Annotated in this window: 16 protein-coding genes, 1 pseudogene and 2 riboswitches; of the genes and pseudogenes, 9 read left to right on the top strand and 8 right to left on the bottom strand. The window is 70.7% G+C overall.

Going from position 1 to position 22,932, the window contains the following annotated elements:
• Positions 1–17: 17 nt before the first annotated feature.
• From nrdF to VB080_RS05390, 3 genes are all read left to right on the top strand, one after another.
• Positions 18–992 carry a class 1b ribonucleoside-diphosphate reductase subunit beta gene (gene nrdF, locus VB080_RS05400; protein ID WP_323417413.1) on the top strand — a complete coding sequence of 325 codons (975 nt, stop codon included), beginning with the start codon at positions 18–20 and terminating at the stop codon, positions 990–992.
• A 302-nt stretch (positions 993–1,294) separates the two neighbouring features.
• Positions 1,295–1,480, top strand: coding sequence for a hypothetical protein (locus tag VB080_RS05395; protein WP_323417412.1), 186 nt, complete (start codon positions 1,295–1,297; stop codon positions 1,478–1,480).
• A gap of 7 nt (positions 1,481–1,487) precedes the next feature.
• Positions 1,488–2,945, top strand: a complete 1,458-nt coding sequence (locus VB080_RS05390; RefSeq protein WP_323417411.1) for a cobyric acid synthase — start codon at positions 1,488–1,490, stop codon at positions 2,943–2,945.
• A 71-nt stretch (positions 2,946–3,016) separates the two neighbouring features.
• On the opposite strand, the gene VB080_RS05385 is transcribed toward VB080_RS05390, so the two are convergent.
• The 6 genes from VB080_RS05385 to cbiT all read right to left on the bottom strand — a co-directional run bounded on the left by VB080_RS05385 (position 3,017) and on the right by cbiT (position 9,644).
• Positions 3,017–4,183: an ABC transporter ATP-binding protein gene (locus VB080_RS05385; protein ID WP_323417410.1), complete on the bottom strand. Its 1,167-nt coding sequence runs from the start codon at positions 4,181–4,183 to the stop codon at positions 3,017–3,019.
• Positions 4,184–4,185: 2 nt separating this feature from the next.
• A complete protein-coding gene (locus VB080_RS05380) occupies positions 4,186–5,289 on the bottom strand; it encodes an iron ABC transporter permease (protein WP_323417409.1) in 1,104 nt (367 codons plus the stop codon).
• Positions 5,290–5,303: 14 nt separating this feature from the next.
• Positions 5,304–6,494, bottom strand: coding sequence for an ABC transporter substrate-binding protein (locus VB080_RS05375; protein ID WP_323417408.1), 1,191 nt, complete (start codon positions 6,492–6,494; stop codon positions 5,304–5,306).
• Between the two features lie 164 nt (positions 6,495–6,658).
• The gene (locus VB080_RS05370) at positions 6,659–7,036 is read right to left on the bottom strand and encodes a hypothetical protein (RefSeq protein ID WP_323417407.1); all 378 of its coding nucleotides are present in this window, start codon (positions 7,034–7,036) and stop codon (positions 6,659–6,661) included.
• A 157-nt stretch (positions 7,037–7,193) separates the two neighbouring features.
• Positions 7,194–8,558 carry a sirohydrochlorin cobaltochelatase gene (locus VB080_RS05365; RefSeq protein ID WP_323417406.1) on the bottom strand — a complete coding sequence of 455 codons (1,365 nt, stop codon included), beginning with the start codon at positions 8,556–8,558 and terminating at the stop codon, positions 7,194–7,196.
• 125 nt (positions 8,559–8,683) lie between these two features.
• A riboswitch (cobalamin riboswitch) is annotated at positions 8,684–8,866 on the bottom strand.
• Between the two features lie 208 nt (positions 8,867–9,074).
• Entirely contained in the window at positions 9,075–9,644 is a 570-nt protein-coding gene (cbiT, locus tag VB080_RS05360; RefSeq protein WP_323417405.1) for a precorrin-6Y C5,15-methyltransferase (decarboxylating) subunit CbiT, read from the bottom strand.
• Positions 9,645–10,184: 540 nt separating this feature from the next.
• Here cbiT and cobO point away from each other — a divergent pair.
• The 3 genes from cobO (at position 10,185) to VB080_RS05345 (ending at position 16,049) form a co-directional block, all read left to right on the top strand.
• Positions 10,185–10,793, top strand: a complete 609-nt coding sequence (gene cobO / locus VB080_RS05355; protein ID WP_323417404.1) for a cob(I)yrinic acid a,c-diamide adenosyltransferase — start codon at positions 10,185–10,187, stop codon at positions 10,791–10,793.
• The gene (locus VB080_RS05350; protein ID WP_416339604.1) at positions 10,790–13,543 is read left to right on the top strand and encodes a cobyrinate a,c-diamide synthase; all 2,754 of its coding nucleotides are present in this window, start codon (positions 10,790–10,792) and stop codon (positions 13,541–13,543) included. Before cobO ends, VB080_RS05350 begins: the two co-directional genes overlap by 4 nt.
• A 202-nt stretch (positions 13,544–13,745) precedes the next feature.
• Positions 13,746–16,049 carry a sigma-70 family RNA polymerase sigma factor gene (locus VB080_RS05345; RefSeq protein ID WP_323417402.1) on the top strand — a complete coding sequence of 768 codons (2,304 nt, stop codon included), beginning with the start codon at positions 13,746–13,748 and terminating at the stop codon, positions 16,047–16,049.
• A gap of 65 nt (positions 16,050–16,114) precedes the next feature.
• Here VB080_RS05345 and VB080_RS05340 read toward each other — a convergent pair whose 3' ends face one another.
• Both VB080_RS05340 and VB080_RS05335 read right to left on the bottom strand, forming a co-directional pair.
• Positions 16,115–16,852: a cobalt-precorrin-6A reductase gene (locus VB080_RS05340; protein ID WP_323417401.1), complete on the bottom strand. Its 738-nt coding sequence runs from the start codon at positions 16,850–16,852 to the stop codon at positions 16,115–16,117.
• Entirely contained in the window at positions 16,849–17,784 is a 936-nt protein-coding gene (locus tag VB080_RS05335; RefSeq protein ID WP_323417400.1) for a cobalamin biosynthesis protein, read from the bottom strand. Before VB080_RS05335 ends, VB080_RS05340 begins: the two co-directional genes overlap by 4 nt.
• A gap of 57 nt (positions 17,785–17,841) precedes the next feature.
• Positions 17,842–17,954, top strand: a riboswitch (cobalamin riboswitch).
• Between the two features lie 30 nt (positions 17,955–17,984).
• Between VB080_RS05335 and cobI the strand changes: the two genes are divergently transcribed.
• From cobI to cobJ, 3 genes and pseudogenes are all read left to right on the top strand, one after another.
• Complete coding sequence (gene cobI, locus VB080_RS05330; protein ID WP_323417399.1) at positions 17,985–18,740, top strand: precorrin-2 C(20)-methyltransferase; 756 nt, start codon at positions 17,985–17,987, stop codon at positions 18,738–18,740.
• Positions 18,741–18,765: 25 nt separating this feature from the next.
• Positions 18,766–19,575, top strand: a pseudogene (gene cobM, locus VB080_RS05325) (precorrin-4 C(11)-methyltransferase); the annotation flags it as partial.
• 467 nt (positions 19,576–20,042) lie between these two features.
• Entirely contained in the window at positions 20,043–22,670 is a 2,628-nt protein-coding gene (gene cobJ, locus VB080_RS05320) for a precorrin-3B C(17)-methyltransferase (RefSeq protein ID WP_323417398.1), read from the top strand.
• The last annotated feature ends 262 nt before the right edge of the window (positions 22,671–22,932 follow it).

Here is a 22,932-nt window from a genome sequence, read left to right as displayed (position 1 = left end):
TCGCAAACCGAGGAACCATGACCCAGAAACTGACCCTGTTGCGCGGCGTCCAGGCGATCAACTGGAACCGCATCGAAGACGACAAGGATCTGGAGGTGTGGGACCGGCTGACCGGCAACTTCTGGCTGCCGGAGAAGGTGCCGCTCTCCAACGACATCCCCAGCTGGCGGACGCTGAAGCCGCACGAGCAGCTGATGACCACCCGGGTGTTCACCGGCCTGACCATGCTGGACACCATCCAGGGCACGGTCGGCGCGGTCTCGCTGATCCCGGACGCCCGCACCCCGCACGAGGAGGCGGTGTACACCAACATCGCCTTCATGGAGTCGGTGCACGCCAAGAGCTACTCGTCCATCTTCTCCACCCTGATCTCCACCGCCGAGATCGATGACGCCTTCCGCTGGAGCGAGGAGAACGAGCACCTGCAGCGCAAGGCGCAGATCGTCCTGGACTTCTACTACGGCGACGACCCGGAGAAGCGCAAGGTCGCCTCGACCATGCTGGAGTCGTTCCTGTTCTACTCCGGCTTCTACGCCCCGATGTACTGGTCCAGCCACGCCAAGCTGACCAACACCGCCGACCTGATCCGGCTGATCATCCGGGACGAGGCGGTGCACGGCTACTACATCGGCTACAAGTACCAGCAGGCACTGAAGGAGGCCTCGCAGGAGCGGCGGGACGAACTGAAGGACTACACCTTCGACCTGCTCTACGAGCTGTACGACAACGAGGAGAACTACACCGAGGACCTCTACGACCCCCTCGGCCTGACCGAGGACGTCAAGATGTTCCTGCGCTACAACGCCAACAAGGCGCTGATGAACCTGGGCTACGAGGCGCTGTTCCCCAAGCAGGCCACCGCGGTCTCCCCTGCCATCCTTGCCGCGCTGTCTCCCAACGCCGACGAGAACCACGACTTCTTCTCGGGTTCGGGGTCGAGCTACGTGATGGGCAAGGCGGTGAACACTGAGGACTCCGACTGGGACTTCTGAGTCGCTGTCCGGGCTCCGCCAGAACGTGGGCCCGGGCAGGCCAGCGGGGAAGTCCCGGTTCCAGCCGGTATCCGGGCGACACCGGCGCCGCGATCTCTTGCCACCTCGGCCGGAGGATGTCGTGATCCTGCGTCCCGATGCCTGACGGGGCGCGAAATCCGGCCCTGGCCGGCATCGAGCTGCAGGATCACGACACCGCTCGCGCCGACCGTCATCGCTGGCGCAGGCCTGGACTCCGATCGGAGCGCCGTCCTGGCCATCCGGTGAGCCTCCACGACGATGCGGTCGGCTACGATGACCAGATGACCAGCGCCCTGACCGCTACCGCGTTGAAGGCCACGGTGCTGTCGGTACCAGGCGGCGGTGAGGCACGCTCCAGGCACGGCCGCCCGAGTGCTCCGAACCTGCAGCGCCGGACGGCGCGGGATGCCCGCGGTCGCCCGTCCGAGGTCGCTCCTGCGGTGGTGGACGCCGCCGCGGCCTGGTGAGGTTTCGATGGCCGGGCTGCTGATCGCCGGGACCAGCTCGGACGCCGGCAAGTCGCTGATCACCGCCGGCCTGTGCCGCCTGCTGCACCGCCGCGGGATATCGGTCGCGCCCTTCAAGGCGCAGAACATGTCGAACAACTCGATGGTCTGCGCGGACGGATCGGAGATCGGCCGCGCCCAGTACCTGCAGGCGATCGCCGCCGGGCTGGAGCCGACCTCGGCGATGAACCCCGTCCTGCTCAAGCCGGGCACCGACCGGCGCTCGTTCATCGTGCTGCGCGGCGAGCCGGCCGGCACCCTCCAGGCCGGTCAGTACGCCACCGGCCGTGCCCACCTGGCCGAAGCCGCCTTCGCCGCCTACGCCGAGCTGGCCGAGCAGTACGACCTGGTGCTCTGCGAGGGCGCCGGGTCCCCAGCCGAGATCAACCTGCGGGCCGGCGACTACGTGAATTTTGGCCTGGCCAGGCGGTTCGGCATGCCGGTGGTGCTCTGCGGGGACATCGACCGCGGTGGCGTGCTGGCGTCCCTCTACGGGCACTGGGCGATCGTGGACGATGCCGACCGCGCGCTGCTGGCCGGCTACTTGATCAACAAGTTCCGTGGCGACCAGTCGGTCCTCGACCCCGGGCTGGCCGAGCTGACCCGGCGCACCCAACTGGCCTGCCTGGGCGTCGTCCCGTGGCTGCCCGAGGTGTGGCTGGACGGCGAGGACGCCCTCGCCTTCGCGAAGTGGCCCCGCATCCCCGGCCGCACCGGCACGCTGCGGATCGCCGCCATCCGGTTCCCGCGGATCTCGAACGCCACCGACCTGGACGCCCTGGCCGCCGAGCCCGGCGTCCACGTCTTCGCCGCCGCGCACCCGGCCGAACTCGCCGACGCCGACCTGGTCGTACTGCCCGGCAGCCGCTCGACCATCGCCGACCTCGACTGGCTGCGCGATCAGGGCCTGGCCGATGCGCTACGCGCCCGCGCCGCGACCGGCGGGCCGATCCTCGGGATCTGCGGCGGCTACCAGATGCTCACCGACACCATCGACGACCCGGTCGAATCCGCCCGCGGCACCGAACCCGGCCTTGGACTGCTGCCCGGCCAGGTCCGGTTCAGCCCCGACAAGATCCTCGCCCGGCCCCGTGGCCAGTGGCGGGGGCAACCCGTCGTTGGCTACGAGATCCACCACGGCGTGGTGGAACCCACCGGCGGCGAGCCGTTCCTGGATGGCGTCCGCGACGGCAACACCTGGGGAACGATCTGGCACGGCGCCTTCGAGAACGATGGCTTCCGCCGGGCCTGGCTGGCCGACCTGGCCGCCACGGTCGGCTCGTCCTGGACGCCCGACCCGGCAGCGCCCGGATTCGCCGAACGCCGCGAGGGAATGCTCGACACCCTCGCTGACGCCATCGAAGCCCACGTCGATGTGGCGGGACTGCTCCGGCTCGCCAGGGAATTCCGGCCTTCGCCGGCCTGACGGACCGTTTCGGCCTGTCTTCTCGGACCTGCTCCGGGTTCGCTGCCGGCAGCTGGGTTCGACGAGCCCGATCAGCGGGTGGCTGGCCGCAGGGCGTGGACGCTGGTGACGACGGGCAGCCCGTGCTGCTCCGCCTGCTCGGCGAGGGTCCGGTTGAGGACGTTGGCACTGCCGTAGCCGTCCAGCCGGTTGACCACCGCCCGGCAGCGCAGCAGCCTCGCCAGCGCCTGGTCGTAGACGGCCTGGCTGATCGGTTCGAAGGCCTCCTCGGCGAAGATCTCCGAGGCGAGCCGGGAACCGACGTGGAAGTCGACGTCGTTGCGATGCAGCACCCCGGTCGCGAACGGGATCGCCCGCCGCTGCAGGGCCCGGTAGCTGGCCACCCCTCGTCCGCCGCCAGCGATGACGAACACCTCGGGCTCGCCCGGGGCGGGGGCGAACTCCAGGCTGCCGAACAGCGGGTCGTAGGAGCCGTGGTCGAGTTCGAAGATCTCGTCGATCCGTCCGGCGGTGAAGATCTCGTGCGGACTGCCGATGCTGGTGACGTGGTCGCCCTGGACGCACATCACCAGGTCGGCGACCTTCTGGGCCATGTCGAGCTCGTGCAGCGACATGACCACGGTGATGCCACGTTGTTTGGCCAGTTCCCGCAGGATGGCCAGCAGTTCGAGCTTGTAGCGCACGTCCAGGTAGGCGGTGGGTTCGTCGAGCACGATGACCTGCGGCTCCTGGGCCAGTGCCCGGGCGATCAGGACGCGCTGCCGCTGGCCGTCGCTGAGGTGGCGGAAGTCCTGGTCGCGCAACTCCCAGGCGTGGAGCAGTTCCATCGAGCTGCGGACGACCTCACGGTCGGCCTTGCCCAGGATGCCGAACCGGCCGGTGTGCGGGTAGCGGCCGGTGGCGACCACGTCCTGGCAGGTCATCAGTTCGGTCTTGAGCCGTTCGGTGAGCACGACGGCGAGCCGCCGGGCGAGGTCGCGGTTGGTCAGGTCGGTGATCGCGTGCTCGTCGATGTAGACCGTGCCTGCGATGGTGGCCAGGTACCTCGCGATGGTCTTGAGGATGGTCGTCTTGCCGGAGCCGTTCGGCCCGATCAGCGCCAGCACCGTTCCGGGGGCGAGGTTGACGGCGATGTCCTCGATGAGCGGACGGCCGTCATAGCCGACGCTCAGGGCGTCGGTGCGCAGCGCAGGTCCGGGCCGCCGTCCTCCGCCGTCATCACTGTCGGTGCTGGTCACGGTCAGCTCCCCGTCCGGCGTTGCCGGAGCATGACGGCGATCACGATCGGAGCCCCGAAGACCGCGGTCACCGAGCTGATGTTGATCTCGGTGGGGGCGAAAGCCGTCCGGGCGAGCAGGTCGCAGCCGAGGCAGAAGACGGCACCGCCGAGGAAGCAGGCGGGGATCACGATAAGTGGGCGGGCGGTCCGAAACAGCCACCTGATCAGGTGCGGAACCGCGATGCCGACGAACGAGATCGGCCCGGCGAAAGCGGTGACGCAGGCCGCCAGCAGGCTGGACAACAGCACCAGCGCCACCCTGAAAACCCGGATGTTCACCCCCATGTTGTGGGCGTACAGCTCACCGAGCTGGTAGGCACCGATGGGCTTGGCCAGGCAGAACACCAGCGCCGAGGCGCCCAGGATGACACCCGTCATCACGCCGACGTCCGGCCAGGCCACCCCGGAGAAGCTGCCCTGGGACCAGTTGTGGAGGTTGACGATGCTGGCATCGTCGGCGAAGGTGACCACGAAGTCGGTGATGGCCGAGCAGATATAGCCGACCATGACGCCAGCGACGATCAGCATCGACATCCGCTCGACCTTGGTGGCCAGGATCATCACCAACCCCATCGTGGCCAGCGCCCCGACGAAGGCCGCACCGATCAGGGCGAACGAACTGATGGCCGCCGACGAGCCGAAGGCGAAGACCATCAGCAGGGCGACGGTCAGCTTCGCACCCGACGAGATGCCGAGCACGAACGGCCCGGCGATGGGGTTGTTGAAGAAGGTCTGCAACAGGAAGCCGGCCAGCGCCAGCCCACCGCCCAGCACGAGGGCGGCGAGCAACCGCGGCAACCGGATCGCCCACACGATGCTGACGCTGGTCGGGTCGCCTTGCTGCCGCAACAGGATCGCCGGCAGGTCGGCGAGCGGGATCGTGACCGAGCCGATGCCGATGTTGGCCAGCACCAGCACGACGACCAGCACCACCAGGACGGCGAAGCAGGCGATATACCGACTCGTCCTCGGGTCGTCGCGAAGATGGCCGCGCTCCCGACCGTCCCGCCGGGACCCGGCGGGGGGCCGCTGGCCGGCGAGCGTGGGTGACCCGGTTGCGCTCATGTCGTTCGTCCCGCCTAGCGCAGCCGGTGCAGGAAGGTGAGCTGGTCGGGAACCTCTGGGTCGGTCAGCATCTGGTGCAGGTCGGTGATCATCTGGCCGAGCCCGGTCATGTCCTGGTAGAAGTCCTGGTCGGTGCACCAGACATTGCCCTGCCGGACGGCCTTGAAGTCCTTCAGCAGCGGGTTGAGGGCGGTCAGGTCGGCCAGTGACTGCAGTTGTCCGCTGATGGTGGCGTTGTAGACGATGTAGTCGGCGTCCTTCGCGGTCGCGTAGAACTGCTCCATCTCCAGGTTGACCGTGCTGGTGGCGGTGTCGTCGCCGAGGTTGGAGAAGACGTAGTCGCCGCCGGCCAACCCGATCATCTTCGGGACGTAGTCGCCGGATTTGCGAGCCACCACGTAGCCCGCCGAGCTGATGGAGAAGAAGGCCACGGTCTTGCCGGTGTCAGGCTGGCCGGCGAGTTCCTCCAGGTGCGCGGCCTGGGCGTCGAACAGTGTGTCGGCCAACTGTTCCCTGCCCAGCAGCACGCCGAACAACTTGATCCACTCCGAGCGGCCCAGCGGGTGGGACTCGTAGCTGGACTGCTCGACCAGGACGGGGATGCCGAGCGCCTCGAGCTTCTCCTTGACCTCGGGGGTGTGGTAGATCATCCCGTTCTCGATCGCCAGACTCGGGTCGGACTTCAGGATGAGTTCGTAGTCGGGGGCGGAGTACTTGCCGCCGAACAGGATCTGGCCGGCGTCCATGGCCGCCTTCGCCTCAGGGATGTACCAGCGGTCCGCGGCCAGCGAGGAGAAGCGCACCGCGTCCAGTGCGTCGAGAGCGACGACCAGGCTCATCGTGGAGGAGGCCGCCAGGTACAGGTTCGTCAGCGGGAGCGGGAGGACGGTGACGCCGTCGCCGATGCCCTCCGGTACCGGGCGTCCCTGCGGGACGACGAGGTAGCGGTTGCCGTCCGAGATGCTGACCAGGGCGTACTGGCGGGCCTCGCAGGCCGCGAGGTTCTCGCGGTCCGGGCAGGGCGCCTGGTCCCCGTCGTAGAAGTCGACCGAGAACTTCGTGGCGTACTGCAATTCCAGGCTGTGGTCGGGCGTCCAGCCGTTGCCGAGCCCGGTGGCAGCGGGCGCGGGGGTGGCGGCGGGCGTGGCACACCCGCCGAGCAGACTGACGGCGAGGGCGAGGACTACCAGAACGTGTCTCCCCATCCCCGGCCGGCGCGAGCGGTGGTCGATGGAGTGTCTCGCGAGGCGGAGGAGGGAAGCGATGCGGGTGCCTCGCCGACCGACGACAACGCGGCGAGGTGCCCGCCGGGCGACCCACAGCAGGCCGCCTGGGGATGGGGAGACACGCTCGAGCAGAACCCGCTTCATCAACCGGCGCTCTCCAGGCTCGCCGAGTCGAAGCGGAGGGTGTAGTCGATGGTGTGGGGTTGGCTCATGGCGACTGTTTCGGCGCTGACCGCCAGGTCGGTGTCAAGGGTCACCGGGATCTCGAAGGTCGCATCCTCGCCCTGGGCACTGATCGGGGTGTAGCGGGTGCCACCGACCTCCATCCAGGTGTAGTACGGGCTGCTCCAGGTGACCTCGGCGGTCATCGTGTCCCCGGCGACCACCAGTGTCGTCGGCGAGGCGACAGTGGCTTTCCCGGAGCCTCCGGAAAGGGCGACCGCGACGGTGTAGGTACCGTCGGCAGGCCCTTGTCCTGAAGTGGACGACGAGCAGCCCGCGGCGGCCAGCACGGCCACCACGAGGCCAACCAGAGCTACCAGAGCGCGTCTCCCCAGGTGGCTCGGGGAGACAGGCTCTGGCCGGGCTGGCCGCGGGCCACCGACGGGCAGGGCCCGGGGGGGTACCCCGAGCCCTGCCGTGGCGAGTCCGGACGACATCGTGCTCACCGTCTCGAACTCACTCCGCGTCGCTGATCGCATCGGCGGGGATCTTCTCCGACAAGAAGGTGGCCGTCTGGTCGTACCACTTGCCAGGGGTCTTGCCGGACTCGGCCGCGATGCTCATCGGCTTGTTCAGCCGGCTCACCGGGACGACGTAGACATGACGTCCCTGGCTGTCGGTCGTGAACTCGATGAAGCCGCTGGTCGCCTTCGCGGCGTTGTCGGCCGTGCCGAGGACCAGTCGTCCGTAGCCGTCACCGGAAAGGGTGACGGTGGCGAACATCTTCTCCTCCTCGACCTCGAGCTTGACGTCAACGATCTTGAACATCGAGCTCTCGGTGGTGGCGCTGATCGGGTAGCTGCCCGGCTTGATCTGGTGCGCCGCGATCTCCTCCCCGGCAGCCTGCGCGGTCTCCACCGGCACCCCGGTGACCGGGGTGGTCGTGGTGGCCGAGTCCATCGCGGCCTTGGCGTGGGCGACGTACAGCTGCTGGATGTCGGCGTTCTGGCCGAGGCCCTCGATCAGGGTCTGCACCTCGAAGCCGGCCTTGGTGAAGGTGGTCTTCCAGGAGTCGGCCTCGTCACCGGCCATGTCGTTGTTGGCGTGGTCGCCGGCAACGACCATCAGTGGCTGCAGCACGACCTTGGACACCTTGGCGGTCTTGGCCTCCTTGACCACATCGTCCAGGGTCGGGGTGCCTTCAACGGTGCCGACGAAGTAGTTCTTGTAGTTCTTCTTCAGGATGCCGTCGAGCTTGCCGTAGTCGGCGTTGGACGGCGCCGACGTCCCGTGACCCATGAAGATGATCGCGGTGTCGGCGGCGGCGAACTCGGCGGTGCGGGTGGTGATCGCCTTGGCGACCGCGTCGTAGTCGTCCTCGGTGGTCAGCAGCGGCGACCCCATCGCGAAGGAGGCGAACCTGTCTTTGTAGGGGGTGATCGCGGTCACGAGGTCCATGTACTCGTAGCCGGCCATGATCTGGGTCGGCTGGATCACCAGTTCCTGGACGCCGTCGGCGACCAGTCGGGCCATGGCCTGTTCGACGTTGTCGATCCGGATGCCGTCGCGTTCGGCGAGCTTGTCGATGATGATCTGCGAGGTGAACGCACGCCGCACCTCGTAGTCGGGGTAGGCGGCCTGCAACGCGTTCTCGACGCCGCCGATGGACAGATCGCGGTTGTCGTTGTAGCTGGTGCCGAAGCTGACCACCAGCAGCACCTTCGAGGCTGCCTGGGCCGGTGTGGACGCGGGGGCTGCCGCGCTGGTTGCGGAGGCCACGGGTGTGGCGACCTGGGGCGGTGTGTTGCTGGAGCAGGCGGACAGTGCCGTCAGACACAGCAGCGCCGCACCCGCGAAGATCCGGGTAACGGACCGTTTCATGGGGGTTGATCCTCTCGATGTGCACTGTGCAGGGGATCAACTCGAGGACCAAAGCTGGAACGCCGGGCGCACCGGTGGAACGCCCTGGTTCATTCTCCGGGAGCCGCAGAGTTGAACACCCTTCACACGAGGTGGGGCGAACGGGCAAGTCTTCTGACTGATCGCGCACATCCGGACGGATGCCCTCCCTGCCGCCTTCCCGGAGCGTGCTCCAGTGGCTTGGTGTGGCAGGGATCTCTGCGAATCACAGCAACGGCCTTGTGCGGGATTCCCACCCGACTTCCTTGGCCCGTTCCCTCGTATGAAGTTCTACTACAGACCGTAGCATTGATCCGCCCGGCCACCGGGCGGCTGCGGGAGTCCAGCCAGGGACGGACGCAGCCGTCTCACTCCTCGGTCACCAAGCGCCGGGAAATGGACGCAGCCCGGTTGTTGCCGGGCCGGGGGCATGCCATGGCAACGCGACCAGGCGCCCGATCCGGGAAACACCACGCAGTGGCTGTTTCCGGGCGGCCCTCAGAGTTTCACCGCAGCCCACACGGTCACCGTGCGCGCCGGCCGGAAACCGGTGAACCGTCCGATCGGTTCGGCGGTCTCGACCGCGATCCGCGTCAGGTCGCCTCCCCAGCGACCGACGGCGTCCAGCAGCAGCGCGTCGGAGTCGATGGTCACGCTGTGGACGACGAACCTTCCGCCCCGCGGCAGCGCGGCCCAGCCCTGCTCGAGCACGACCTGTCCGACGCCCCCGCCGACGAAGATCGCGTGCGGGGACGACAGCCGGCCCACAACGGTGTCGACATCGCCCTCAACGACGCGGATCTGGGCGGCGACGCCGTGGCGGGCGGCGTTCTCCCGGATCCGTTCAGCACGGTCGGGTCTCCGCTCGACGGTGATCGCCCGGTTGGAACCGTCCAGCCGGCACCACTCGACGGCAATCGACCCCGAGCCCGCCCCGAGGTCCCACAGCAGTTCGCCAGCCGACGGTGCCAGGCAGGCCAGCGCATGGGCTCGGAGCACCCGTTTGGTCAGCAGCCCGTCGCTGGCGAAGGCGTCGTCGGGCAGGCCCGCGCTGAGTTGTCCGGTCACGGCCCGACTGTAGCCCGCCCGGCAGCGGCGAAGCATGCGCCTCGCCACACCCCGGGGGGACACACGCCGGGCACCGTACTGCCCTGGGACCAGCGAGGAGGCCTCGCCACTCGCCGGGAGACGCACCTGCGTTGTTCCCAGCCCTCTCCCCGCCCCACAGACTGTGGCCGACCTCCCGTCCTCGGACGGCGAGCCACAGCTTCGCGACGGCCCACCACAGGATCGGCGCCACCCCGGCAAACTGTGGCTGAACTCCCGTCCTCGGACGGCGAGCCACAACTTCGCGACGGCCCACCAGACCATCGACCCCGCCCCGACAAACTGTGGCCGACCTCCCGTCTTCGGACGGCGAGCCACAGCTTCGCGACGGCCCACCAGACCATCAGCACCGCCCCCGACAAACTGTGGCTGAGCTCCCGTCCTTGGACAGCGAGCCACAACATGATGGTGGCTGGGCGGAGCTGTCAGCGCCGCCCGGCCACGCTGTGGCGAAGATTCCGAGATCGGCGTCCCGGCCACAGCTTGCGGCAGAATCGCTGCATGACCGACGCCAGCCCAGCCCCGGATGACGGCCTGACCACCCGGCTGCGCCGGCTGCGTCCGGCGTTGATCGTCAACACCGGCGACGGCAAAGGCAAATCCACCGCCGCTTTCGGGACCGCGCTGCGCGCCTGGCACCAGGGCTGGTCGATCGGCGTGTTCCAGTTCGTGAAGTCGCCAGACTGGCGCAGCGGCGAGCGTGAGGCCTTCGAGGTGCTCGACCGGCTGCACACCGAGACCGGCGTGGGCGGCCCGGTGAGCTGGCAGGCGGTGGGCGCCGGCAGGACCGCCACCCGCAAGGGCTCCGACCGCGAGGCACAGGCGCAGGCGGCTAACACCGCCTGGGCCGAGGTGCAGCGGCGACTGGCCGGCCAGCAGCACGACTTCTACGTGCTGGATGAGTTCACCTACCCGCTGGTCTACGGCTGGCTCGACCTCGACGAGGTGCTGGCCACGCTGGCCGGCCGTCCGGGCACCCAGCACGTGGTGATCACCGGACGCCGGGCGCCGCAACCGTTGCTGGACCTGGCCACCACTGTGACCGCGATGACCAAGCTGAAGCACCCCTTCGACACCAATCAGTTGGGACAGGCGGGGATCGAATGGTGACCCTTCCCCGCCTGGTGGTCGCCGCGGCGGCGTCCTCGGCCGGCAAGACCACCATCGCCACCGGCCTGATGGCCGCGCTCACCGGCCAGGGCCGCAGCGTCGCCGGGTTCAAGGTGGGCCCGGACTTCATCGACCCCGGCTACCACGCCCTGGCCACCGGACGCCCGGGTCGCAATCTCGACCCCTTCCTGACCAGTGAAGAGCTGATCCCGGGGCTGTTCCTGCACGGAGCGACGCAGCCGGCCACCGCCGGCCACCACCACGACCCGGCTGACCCAACGAGCCACTCCAGCACCACGAGCCCAGACTCAGCCGCCCCGGCCACCTCCGGTCACCCCCACTGCGACCCGGCCGCCGCTGGCCGCCCCCACCGCGACCCGGCCGCCGCGGTCACCGCCACTCCGAACCCCGCCTCGGGTCCCGCCGATCGGGCCCGCCGGGACCCGGTCAACCACCCGGGCGACTCCGTGAGTCCAGCCCGTTCCAACCTGCCGAGCCAGCGATCGGGGTTTGGCCCACCGGGGTTGCCGCAAGGGGGTCCACTTCCGCATCGGCCAGGCCAGCCGGAGCTGGCCGACCTGGCGATCGTCGAGGGTGTGATGGGCCTGTTCGACGGACGCCTGGCCAGTGACGGTTTCGGGTCCACCGCCCACGTCGCGACGCTGCTGGAGACCCCGGTGCTGCTGGTGGTGGACGCCGCAGGCAGCTCCCGGACGGCGGCCGCTGCCGCCCTGGGCCTGCGCGATTTCGACCCGCGGCTGAGGGTCGCCGGGGTGATCGTCAACCGGGTGGCCAGCCCCCGGCACGGCGCGGAGATCGCCCGGGTGTTCGAGTCCGCGGGCATGCCCGTCCTCGGCCTGGTCCCGCGTAACGCCGGGATCGCCGCCCCGTCCCGGCACCTCGGCCTGGTGCCTGCCGCCGAGCGAGGCGAGTCCGCCGCCACCATCGACGCTCTCGCCGAGCACCTGGCCGCCCACGTCGACCTCGCTGCGGTCGCCGACCTCGCCGGCACCGCCGCTGACCTGGCCGCGACGGCCTGGCGTCCCCAGGACGTGGTCACCCCGGTCACGGGGTCGCCGCTGGTCGGGGTGCTGGCCGGACGCGCCTTCACCTTCCGCTATGCCGAGACCACCGAGTTGCTCGAGGCCGCGGGCTGCCGGGTGGTGGAGATCGACCCGCTGCGTGACACCGCCCTGCCTGCCGGGCTGGCCGCGCTCTATGCCGGCGGCGGCTTCCCCGAGGTGCATGCCGCCGAGCTCGGCGGCAACGCTGCGCTGCGTGCCGACCTGGCCGCCGCGATCGCCGATGGGCTGCCGACGGTCGCCGAGTGCGCCGGCCAGCTGTACCTCGGCAAGCACCTGGACGGCCACCCGATGGTCGCAGCGCTGCCGTCAACGGCCCGGATGACCCCCCGGCTGAGCCTGGGCTACCGGGTGGCCACCGCACCGTCCGACACTCTGCTGGCGCCGGCGGGCACGCCGGTGAACGGCCATGAGTTCCACCGCACCCAGACCCTGCCGCCGTCCGGGGACACTCCGGCCTGGCAGTGGGACGGACGCTCCGAGGGCTTCTCCGCCGACCCTGCCGGCACCGGGAACCCCACCCTGCACGCCTCGTACCTGCACCTGCACTGGGCCGGGCACCCGGACGTCGCGCAGCGTTTCGCCGCGGCCGCCAGCAGCTTCGCCGCCCGAGGTGGTCATCACCACCGCCCGGTCAGCACCGCAGCGGACGGCATCGATCTGCGCCACCACGGCGACCGTGACCTGGCCCCTGGCCTGGTCGACCTGGCGGTCAATGTCATGGTGCCCGAACCGCCGCCCTGGCTGGCGGACGAGATCGCACGCCTCACCCCACCGCTGGGCGTCTACCCGGATGCCCGCACCGCCCGGCAGGCACTGGCCGATCGTCACGGGGTCGACCCGGCGATGGTCCTGCCCACCGCGGGTGGCGCGGAGGCGTTCGGCCTGATCGCGCGCGGCCTCGCGCCGTCCCACCCGATGGTGGTCCACCCCCAGTTCACCGAGCCGGAGGCCGCCCTGCGCGCCGCCGGGCTCGCCGTCCAGCGCTGGCTGCTGCCGGTCGACGCTGCCACCGTTCCAGCACTGGGCGGGTGGCCCACCTGGGCGGACGCGGTGTTCGTCGGCAACCCCACCAACCCGACCGGGTGGCTGCACTCCCGGGCAGGACTGCTGGCGTCCGCCGGCGACCGGCTGCTGGTGGTGGACGAGGCGTTCATGGACGCCACCGACGAGGCCGAGTCGTTGATCGGACCGGAGATGGCCGGACGACTGGTGCTCCGGTCGCTGAGCAAGACCTGGGGCCTGGCAGGGCTGCGGGTCGGCTACGTGGTGGGCGATCCGGACCTGGTGGCCCACCTTGAGGCTGCCCAGCCACCGTGGTCGGTGTCCTCACCGGCTCTGGCCGCCATGATCGCCACCAGCACACCCACCGCTCTGGCAGAGGGCCGCCGTCGCCATGCCGTCCTGGCTGCCGGACGGGCTCGGTTCGCCGCCGCCCTCGCGGCAGCCGGTTTCCCCAGCCTGCCTTCGGTGGCTCCGTTCCTGCTGATCGACACCTCGGCCTGTGGGCCGGCCTCGGTCCGGCCGGCGCTGGCGGCAGCCGGCTTCGCCGTCCGCCGGGGAGAGTCCTTTCCCGGCCTGGCACCGCACTGGATCCGCGTCAGGGTGCCCGAGCCGGCCACCGCCACGCGTTTCGTCGCCGCCCTCACCGCCCTGCGCAGCCGCTGAGTCCCGCGTCCGACTCGCCTCCGGCCGGGGTCACCGAAGGCCGACAGCTCAAGGACCGGCAGCGCTGTCCGCCTCCGCCGATAGCGGGCCTTCGACCATCGTCGCCTATCCTTGAGCTGTCGGCTGCGTGGCCGACGTGATGTTTGTTTGCCGTCAGAAGCATCCCGAGGGCTGGACGGCGTTTCGGTTGGAGAGCAGCGCCATGGCACTCAGAAGGGGCACGCGTACGCATATCGCGCACCACGCCCGGGTCTCGCCCAGCGACGAGGTCCTGCTGCGATCCTGCCGTGACGGTGACACCGAGGCCTTCGCGACGCTCTTCCATCGTCACCACGGCGCTGTCGTCCGGATCGCCGCCGCAACCACCCGCAGCTTCGACCCTGAGGACCTCGCCGCCGAGACGTTCACCCGAATCTGGGCTGCGATGCGTGAAGGCAAGGGGCCCACCGAGGCCTTCCTGCCCTACGCCCGCACCGTCGTCCGCAACGTGGCAGCCACCTGGGGCGGCAGGTCCATGGAGGATCCGGCCGAGCCGGAGCAATTGGAGTTCGCCTCCACCCGGCAGGCGACTGCTCTGGGCACCTTCGAGGACAGCCTGTCGGAGCACCAGCTGGTCTCCAGCGCCTTCGCCACCCTGCCCGACCGCTGGCAGTCCGTGTTGTGGATGACGGAGGTCGAGGGAAGGCGTGCGGCCGATGTCGCCTCCGAACTGGGTCTCAGCCCGAACGCCACCGCCGCGCTCAGCAAGCGAGCCCGCGAGGCATTCAGCCGCGCCTGGCTGCAGGCCCAGGTCGACACCCGCGGCAAGAGCGGCGAATGCCAGTGGGTGCTGGAACATGTTGGAGGCCACGTCCGGCGTTCGCTCAGCGAGCAGCAGGAAGCCCGCGTCCGCACACACCTCGACGGCTGTGAGAGTTGCGAGCGAGCCACCCACCGGATCGCCTACATCGGCTCCTCGTTGCGGCTGGTGGCGCTGCTGGCCGGTGGTACGGCTGCCGGCCTGGTGGCGTGGACGACGGGCGCTGCCACCCCGGCCTTTGCGGCCAGCGCGGCGGGCACGCCGGGCGGAGGGCCCGGTGCTCCAAACCCGGCCGGGGCGACCGGCCGCAGCGTTCTGAAGCAGGTGGCCCAGCAGGCTCTGGCCGTTCCCGGCCGCGCCGTGGCCAGCGTGATTGTCGCCACCGTGACAGCGGCAGCGGTGACCGCCGCGGCCGTCACGCTTCCTGGTGTGCTCGCCGGGAACAACCACACCACCGAGAACGCTACCCAGGTGGTGGCCCCGACCATCGCCCCGCAGCCGCCGGCCAATCCGCAACCGCCTGCGCAGCCGCCGGCCGCTCCCGAGGCACCCGGGGACGTCACACAGTTGGCAGACCACACCACCACTGACGACACGACCGCCGACACCGACGACACGACGCCGGACACGTCCTCGTCCAGCCCGTCGACCAACAAGGACGGGAAGCCAGCGGCGACTCCGACGCCCACACCGACACCGACGCCGACCCCGACACCCACGCCGACCCCGACACCCACGCCAACGCCGACACCCACGCCAACGCCGACACCCACGCCAACGCCGACACCCACACCCACACCCACACCCACACCCACACCCACTCCAACGCCTACGCCCACCCCAACGCCGACCCCGACACCGACGCCCACGCCCACGCCGACAGATCCGACCGAGCCCACGGAGCCGACCGGCTCAGCGCTCACCATCACGTCCACCCAGCTGACGGTGGGCCAGCCGCTTGAGGTCAGCTGGCGCACTGACGTGCCCCACGACAAGAACTGGATCGGCATCTACCCGCCGAGTGCCGGCACCCCCGATGGAAACCCGGCGTCGACGCAGTGGAGGTACGCTCCAGGCACGTCCGGAACGATGAGTTTCCAGGGCCTGGCAGCAGGCACCTGGCTGGTCTACTTCCTTGCCCAGGACAAGTACGGGCAGCTCACCGAGCCGGTGGAGATCACGATCACTGCCGACCCCCCTGGGACGCCTGGCGAGGGCACCGACACGGCCGGTGACGGGTCCGACACAGCGAGCAACGAGTTCAGCGCTCGCGGCGCCGATGCGGGATCCGAGCCCGAACCGATCATCGTCGAACCCGAGTCCGAGGTCAGGACCGACGACTGCCGCAATGGGGAAGACGGCAGCTCCACGTGTGTCGCTGCGCCGTCGCTACCCCCGGTCGCCGACCAGCCCGAGGCCCACGCTGTCCAGCCTGAGGACGAGCCATCGATCGATGACCCTACCGGGGTGCAGCCGGCCAACCAGCAGCCTGAGGCGGTGGTCCGGTCACAGCCCCAACCAGCCGGCAAGCCCGAGACTGACAAGCCCGAAGCCGACCAGCCGGCGGCCGACCAGCCTGACGCCGACCAGCCCCAACCCAGACCGGCCCAGCCCGAGCAGCCCCAGCCCAGACGGAAACCTGCTGCCACGCCCAAACCTGAGCCCCAGCCCGAACCAGCAGTGCAGGATTCGTCCGAGCCCACGTGAGCCTCGACGAACCACTGAACCGCCCCAGGTTCGATGCCGCGTCTTTTCGAGTTGGAAGGCCGGGCCTACCGCCCCGCCAACGCCCAGCCCAGCGCCTCACCGACCGACTCGACAACCGTCACCCCTGCCGGGTCCGGCGGACGCTTCACCACCACTACCGGAACGCCGAGCACGGCGGCTGCGTCGAGCTTGGCTGCAGTGTGGCGGCCCCCGGAGTCCTTGGTCACCAACACCTCAATCCGCCGGTCGGCCAGCAAGGCGCGCTCGGCGGCCAGGTCGAACGGGCCGCGCGCGGCCAGCACCTCCCAGGTGTCCGGGACGGGGAACGCCGGCGGCTCCACCACCCGCAGCAGGACGTAGCGGTCCGTCCAGCCGGTGAACTGCTCGGCGGACTGCCGTCCGACACTGAGGAACACCCTGCTGCCGAGCTCTTCAGCGGCCACCCGGGCAGCAGGCAGATCGGCCACCCAGCGCCACGTGGCAGCGTCCGGACGGCCCAGCCAACTGGGCCGGGACAGCCGTAACAGCGGTGTCCCGACCGCCTGGCAGGCAGTGGCGGCGTGCTCGGTGATCCGGGCGGCGAACGGATGGGTGGCATCAACCACCCGCTCGATCGCCTGCTCGCGCAGGTAGGCGGCCAGACCCTCCGTCCCGCCGAAACCGCCGATCCGCACCTCGCCGGGCGGCAGCGTTGTCGGCGCCACCGCACCCGCCAGCGAGTTGACCACCGGCACCCCGGCCTCGACCAGCCGCCCGGCCAGTGCGCGGGCCTCGCCGGTACCGCCGAGCAGCAGGACGGTCATCGCCGCCTCCGCCAGGCCAACGCCATCCCGAGCAGTGCCGAACCGAGGCCGACCGCATGGGCCAGTCGTACGCCGCGGGCCAGATCGGACGGGGTGGGTGCCGGGCCGGTGCCCAACTCGCCCCGGTCCTCAGTCACCCCGCCGTAGGTGTTGGTGCCCCCCAGGGTGACGCCGAGAGCCCCGGCGAAGGCACCTTCGACCACACCGCCGTTGGGGCTCGGGTGGGCCGGGGCCTGGTCGGCGACGACCCGCAGCGCGTCCTCGGGCTTCCCGCCGACCAGCGGTGCCAGGCCGGTGGCCAGGGCGCCGGCGAGCCGGGCCGGTAGCCAGTTCGCCAGGTCGTCCAGCCGGGCCGAGCACCAGCCGAAGTTGCGGTAGCGCGGGTTCCGGTAGCCGACCATCGCGTCCAGGGTGTTGATCGCCCGGTAGCCCAGCAGGCCCGGAAGGCCGGCGACCGCGCCCCAGAACAGCGGCGCCACCACAGCGTCCGAGGTGTTCTCGGCCACCGATTCCAGGGTGGCGCGCGCGATCTGGTCGGCGTCCAGCCCGGACGGGTCCCGGCTGACCAGGTGCGGCAGCCGGGCCCGGGCAGCCGCCAGGTCTCCGGCCTGGAGGGCGTCGGAGATGATCTCCGCCTCCCGGGCCAGCGACCGTCCGCCCAACACCGCCCAGGTGGCGGCGGCCGTCACGACGGCCTGGGCCACCGGACGCCCGCGGCAGGCCCGCTGCGCCAACCAGCCCAGCCCGGCGACCCCACCCACCAGGGTTGCCGTGAACACCACCCCGGCCCGCCGGTCGTCGGCGTAGAGCCGCTGTTCGAGGACGGTTGCCAGCTTCCCGAAGCCCGCCACCGGGTGGTAGCGCGCGGGGTCGCCGAACGCCTGGTCGGCCAGCCAGCCGATCCCCAGGCCTGCCGCAGCAACCCCTGTCATGCCTTGTCACCTGATTTCGTGCGAGTACTACATACCGTCGTCGAGTGTGCCAGACTGGCTTACCGACGCGGCAACGGTTCGAGGAACTCCGGTGAGACTCCGGGGCGGTCGCGCCACTGTGACCGGAGCGATCCGGAAGCCAGGAACTCTCCGTTGCCGCTGGGCGAAGACCACCGGGCGCGCTACCTGAGGAGGCTGCCGTGACACACCCTGCTCCGAGGCTGGTCGGCGTCGGCGTGGGCCCCGGCGACCCCGACCTGATCACGGTGAAGGCCGCCCAGGCATTGCGGACCGCCGAGGTGGTGCTGGTTCCCGAGACCGACACCGGCGCCGGCGAGGTGGGCCGGGCCGAGCAGGTGGTGCTGGCTGCCTGCCCGCAGGCAGCAGCCCGGATATGCCGGGTGCCGTTCAGCATGGCGCAGCGCAAGGGCGTGGGGGCCAAACGCCGCAGCTCGTGGGAGGCGGCGGCGAAAGCCGCCGAAGACGCCTTCGCCGCCGGTGCCCGCAGCGTCGCCTTCGCCACCGTCGGCGACCCCAGCGTGTACTCGACCTTCTCCTACCTGGCCGACCACGTCCGGGCCACGGTGCCCGACCTGCAGGTGAGCGTGATCCCCGGAATCACCGCCATGCAGGCGCTGGCCGCCGCCAGCCGGATCCCGCTCGTGGAGGCGCAGGAGGTACTCACCCTGGTGCCGGTGACCGCCGGCCTGGAGCAGCTGGCCGAGGCGCTCGACCGCTCCGACACCGTGGTCGCCTACAAGGGCGGACGCCATCTGCCCGCCGTCCTCGACCTGGTCCGACACCGCCGTCCGGGAGCCGTCGGGGTACTGGGGACGAACCTGGGCCTGGCCGAGGAGGAGTTGGTGCCGCTGGAGGCGATCGAAGCCGATGCGGCCCCGTACTTCTCCACCCTGCTGGTCGCCCCGGCCCGCACCGCGACCGGGGGCCGGCTGTGAGCACTCCCCACGAAGTTCTTCTCCGCTGCACTCCTCCGAACAACGCCGCGAGGACCCCGCTGTGAGCGGCGAGGTGGTGTTCGTCGGCGCCGGCCCCGGCTCGCCCGACCTGATCACCGTGCGCGGGGCGACGGTGATCGCCGAGGCCGACATCGTGATCTGGGCTTCCAGCCTGGTGGACCCGGGCATCGTCGCCGGGGTGAAACCCGGCGCCGAGGTGGTCGACTCAGCCAGCCTGCCGCTGGAGGGCATCGAGCCGCTGTACCGACGGGCCAGGGACGAGGGGCTGCTGGTGGCGCGGGTGCACACCGGCGACCCGTCGATCTATGGCGCGACCGCCGAGCAGCGCAGGCTCTGCGACCGGATCGGCATCCCGCACCGCACCATTCCGGGGGTGTCGGCGTTCTCCGCCGCCGCAGCCCGGATGGATGCCGAGATCACCGTCCCCGAGGTCTCCCAGACCCTGATCCTGACCCGGCTGGAGGGTGGCCGGACGCCGATGCCGGCCCGGGAGACCGTCCGCGGCTTCGCTGCCCATGGCGCGACCATGGCGTTGTACCTCTCGGCAGCCCGCAACAAGGTGTTGCAGACCGAGCTGCTGGCGGGCGGCTACCCCGCCGAGACCCCGTGCATCATTGGCTTCCGGGTGACCTGGCCGGACGAGCTGATGCTGCGCTGCCGGCTGGACGAACTCTCGGCCACCATGGCCGAGCACAAGCTGTGGAAGCACACCGTGGTCCTGGTCGGCCCGGCGCTCGGCGCGCAAGGTGAAACCCGTAGTCATCTCTATCATCCGGGCTTCCGCCACGAGTACCGCAAGGCCGAGGGCGAGGCGCCGGTGCCGGCCGCGGACACCATCCACCGCGCGCCCAGGGCTGCCCATCGCACAGCGACTGCGGCGGCTGCCACCCCCGCCAGGGCCAGCTCCTCAACCTCAGGCGCGGGAGAGCTGTCGGGAAACTGCACCTCGATGCCCGAGACGCCCCGAAATCCGGCCCCCACCAGCATCGACCTGCAGAATCACGACATCGACTCCGCGACCGCGCCCACGGCCGACCCCGCCGACCCTGCCGCGACCACGGCTGGCTCCCCGACCGCCGGCGCGGGAGAGCTGTCGGGAAATCGCACCTCGATACCCGAGACGCCCCGGAATCCGGCTCCCGCCAGCATCGACCCGCAGAATCGCGACATCGACTCAGCGACCGCGCCCACGGCCGGCCCTGCTGCCGCCGTCGTATCCGCCGCCACCCCGGCTGGCACCACCACCGAGGCTGGGGACCCTCCCACCGAGCAGGAGCAGCGATGATCACCGTCCACGGCCTGCTCGGCGCTCCGAGCCCGCAGCTGCGCGAAGCCGCCGCCGGTGCGGACCGGGTGGTCGGCGGGCGCCGGCACCTGGACGCGCTGGAGGTCGAGCCCGAGCGCCGGATCACCCTGGGCGCGCTGCGGGCCGCGGTGGAGCAGGTGCGGGAGTTGCCCGCCTCGGCAGAGGTGGTCGTCGTCGCCAGCGGTGACCCGCTGTTCTTCGGGGTGGTCCGCTCGCTGCGCGCAGCAGGCTTTCGCCCGGCAGTGGTGCCGGCGGTCTCCTCGATCGCCGCGGCTTTCGCCGCCGTCGGGCTGCCCTGGGACGACGCCGCGGTGGTCAGCGTCCACGGCCGTCCGCTGCAGCCCGCTCTCGACCTGGCCCGGGCAACCGGCAAGGTGGCGGTCTTCACCTCCGCCGAGAACGGGATCCGCGAACTCGCCGCAGGGCTGGCCGGGCTGGAGCGCTGGTATGTCCTGGCCGAGCGCCTGGGCGAGCCGGACGAGCAGGTCCGGGTACTGACCGCCGACGAGGCCGTGGTCACCGAGCCGGGCGAACCCAATGTGGTGCTGATTCTCGACCGGCCGCCGTCCGCCGACGACGCGCCCTGGCCGGGCACCATCGCCGGGCCGGCGCCTGACGTTCTGTTCGCAATGCCGGTTACCGGCAGGCGGGACGAGGAACCGTCCCCCGGCCCAGGTGGACCGAAGTCGGCCGGACAGGAAGGCTCGGACCGCTTCCGCACCAACCAGCCGGTTATCGGCCAGGTGATCTCCGGGGCGGCCAGTCTGGCCCGGGCCGACCTGATCGATGCTGTCCTCGGCGCCTCGACCAGGCGCTACACCGACGGTGCGAAGACTGGCCTGCCGCAGGCGTGGGGCGAGTGCGACCTGATCATTAGCCACCTGGCGCTGGGCGCGACCACCCGGATCATCGCTCCCCTGCTGGAATCCAAGAAGACCGACCCCGGCGTGGTGGTGATCGACGAGGCCGGACGGTTCGTCGTCCCACTGGTCGGCGGGCATGCCGGCGGCGCGAACGCCCTGGCCACCCGGCTCGCCGAAGGCCTGGACGCCACTGCCGTGCTCACCACCGCCACCGACTCGGTCGGCATCCCGGCGCTGGACACTCTCGGCTGGCCCCACACCGGCGATGTCGCCGAGGTCACCCGGGCGATCCTGGACGGGCACCCGGTCGAGCTTGTCCGCAGCCAGCCGTGGCCGCTCCCGCCGTTGCCGTCCAACGTCGCCGAAGCGCCCTTACGTCATTCCCGCGAAGGCAGGAACGACGTGCGCGAAGATGGAGATCCCCGCCTTCGCGGGGATGACGTGGGCGGCTGGGACCAAGTGAGTAGCGGGGATCACACGGGTGGCCCGGAGGATGTCGGTGGCGATGCTCGCCCGGCGGCACGGATCGTCGTTTCCGACGAGGTGGGGACGAAGCGTCGCGACTCGTCCGCTGCCGCGGAGGACCTCAGCCATGGTCTCCTTCCCACTGTCACGCTGCGGCCACCGTCCCTGACTGCCGGGATGGGCTGCAATCGCGGGACCAGCGCGGCTTCGCTCCGGGAGCTTCTGGAGCGGACGCTGGACGGGGCCGGCCTGGCGATCGAGTCGCTGGCTGCGATCGCCTCGGTGGAGGCCAAGGCGGACGAGGCCGGGCTGATCGCCTTGGCCACTGAGCTCCACGTCCCCTTCCGAACCTTCGCTGCCGGCACCCTGGCGGGCTTCGAGGTCCCCAACCCCAGCCCCCACGCCCAGCAGGCGGTCGGCACCCCGAGCGTTGCCGAGGCTGCGGTGCTGGCCTGTGGGGCCGACCTGATCGTGCCCAAGCAGAAGACCCCCGAGGCCACCTGCGCGCTCGGACGGCTCCCCGCCCTCGGCAAACTCCGGGTAGTCGGGCTGGGCCCGGGCTCCCGCGACCTCACCACCCCGCGCGCCCAGGACGCGATCCGTAACGCCGCCGTGGTGGTGGGCTACCAGCCGTACGTCGACCAGGTCACCGACCTGATCCGGCCCGGCACCGAGGTGCACTCCTCCGGGATGGGCACCGAGGAGGCCCGCACCGCGCTGGCGATCGCCAAGGCCCGCGAGGGCCGCACTGTCGCGCTGGTCTGCTCGGGCGATCCGGCGATCTACGCGATGGCCTCCCCCACCCTGGAACAGGGCACCGAAGGGATCGACGTCGAGATCATCCCGGGGGTCACCGCCAGCCTGGCGGTGTCGGCGATCCTGGGGGCGCCGTTGGGCCACGACCACGCCACCATCTCGCTCTCCGACCTGCACACCAGCTGGGAGAACATCGAGAAGCGGCTGCAGGCCGCCGCCGAGGCCGACCTGGTCACCGTGCTCTACAACCCGCGCAGCCGTACCCGGCTGATGCACCTGCCGCGGGCACTGGAGATCTTCGACGCCCACCGGCCACCCACCACCCCGGTGGCCGTCGTCGAGGAGGCCTGCCGTCCGGGCCAGAAGGTCACCACCGCGACCCTGGCCGACTTCGACCCGGCCTGGGTCAACATGAACTCCCTGGTCGTGATCGGCTCCTCCGCCACCTGCTACCTGCCGACTGGACGCGGAGCCACCGTCATGGTCACTCCGCGCGACTACCACTGGATGAAGCAATGACCACCGCATGCACTGGGCATCAGCCTTCGGACGATCGTTCCCACGAGGGCGACAGTCGCGGACCGGCCGGCGGAGATTCCCAGCGTCGCGAGCAGGAGCCCGGGGACGCCAGGACAGCCCTGCTGTCACGGCCAGCCACCCCGGGACCGGCGTCGGTGACCTACGAGTACCTCACCGACGGCGCCGAGATCTACCGGCACTCGTTCGCCACCATCCGGGCCGAGGCGAACCTGTCGATCCTGCCGCCGGACCTGGCCCACGT

The sequence above is a fragment of the Propionicimonas sp. genome (genome assembly GCF_034927565.1).
Classification (GTDB): Bacteria; Actinomycetota; Actinomycetes; order Propionibacteriales; family Propionibacteriaceae; genus Propionicimonas.
Note: the sequence above shows the minus strand (reverse complement) of the source record. Positions and strands in the feature narration are given on the sequence as shown.

Excerpts from the sequence above, each read along its gene's own strand:
- VB080_RS05380 (WP_323417409.1), bottom strand. The coding sequence starts at position 5,289 with ATGAGCGCAACCGGGTCACCCACGCTCGCCGGCCAGCGGCCCCCCGCC.
- VB080_RS05340 (WP_323417401.1), bottom strand. The coding sequence starts at position 16,852 with ATGACCGTCCTGCTGCTCGGCGGTACCGGCGAGGCCCGCGCACTGGCC.
- VB080_RS05395 (WP_323417412.1), top strand. The coding sequence starts at position 1,295 with ATGACCAGCGCCCTGACCGCTACCGCGTTGAAGGCCACGGTGCTGTCG.
- VB080_RS05335 (WP_323417400.1), bottom strand. The coding sequence starts at position 17,784 with ATGACAGGGGTTGCTGCGGCAGGCCTGGGGATCGGCTGGCTGGCCGAC.
- VB080_RS05365 (WP_323417406.1), bottom strand. The coding sequence starts at position 8,558 with ATGAAACGGTCCGTTACCCGGATCTTCGCGGGTGCGGCGCTGCTGTGT.
- cobO (WP_323417404.1), top strand. The coding sequence starts at position 10,185 with ATGACCGACGCCAGCCCAGCCCCGGATGACGGCCTGACCACCCGGCTG.
- VB080_RS05375 (WP_323417408.1), bottom strand. The coding sequence starts at position 6,494 with ATGGGGAGACACGTTCTGGTAGTCCTCGCCCTCGCCGTCAGTCTGCTC.
- cobJ (WP_323417398.1), top strand. The coding sequence starts at position 20,043 with ATGATCACCGTCCACGGCCTGCTCGGCGCTCCGAGCCCGCAGCTGCGC.
- nrdF (WP_323417413.1), top strand. The coding sequence starts at position 18 with ATGACCCAGAAACTGACCCTGTTGCGCGGCGTCCAGGCGATCAACTGG.
- VB080_RS05345 (WP_323417402.1), top strand. The coding sequence starts at position 13,746 with ATGGCACTCAGAAGGGGCACGCGTACGCATATCGCGCACCACGCCCGG.
- VB080_RS05390 (WP_323417411.1), top strand. The coding sequence starts at position 1,488 with ATGGCCGGGCTGCTGATCGCCGGGACCAGCTCGGACGCCGGCAAGTCG.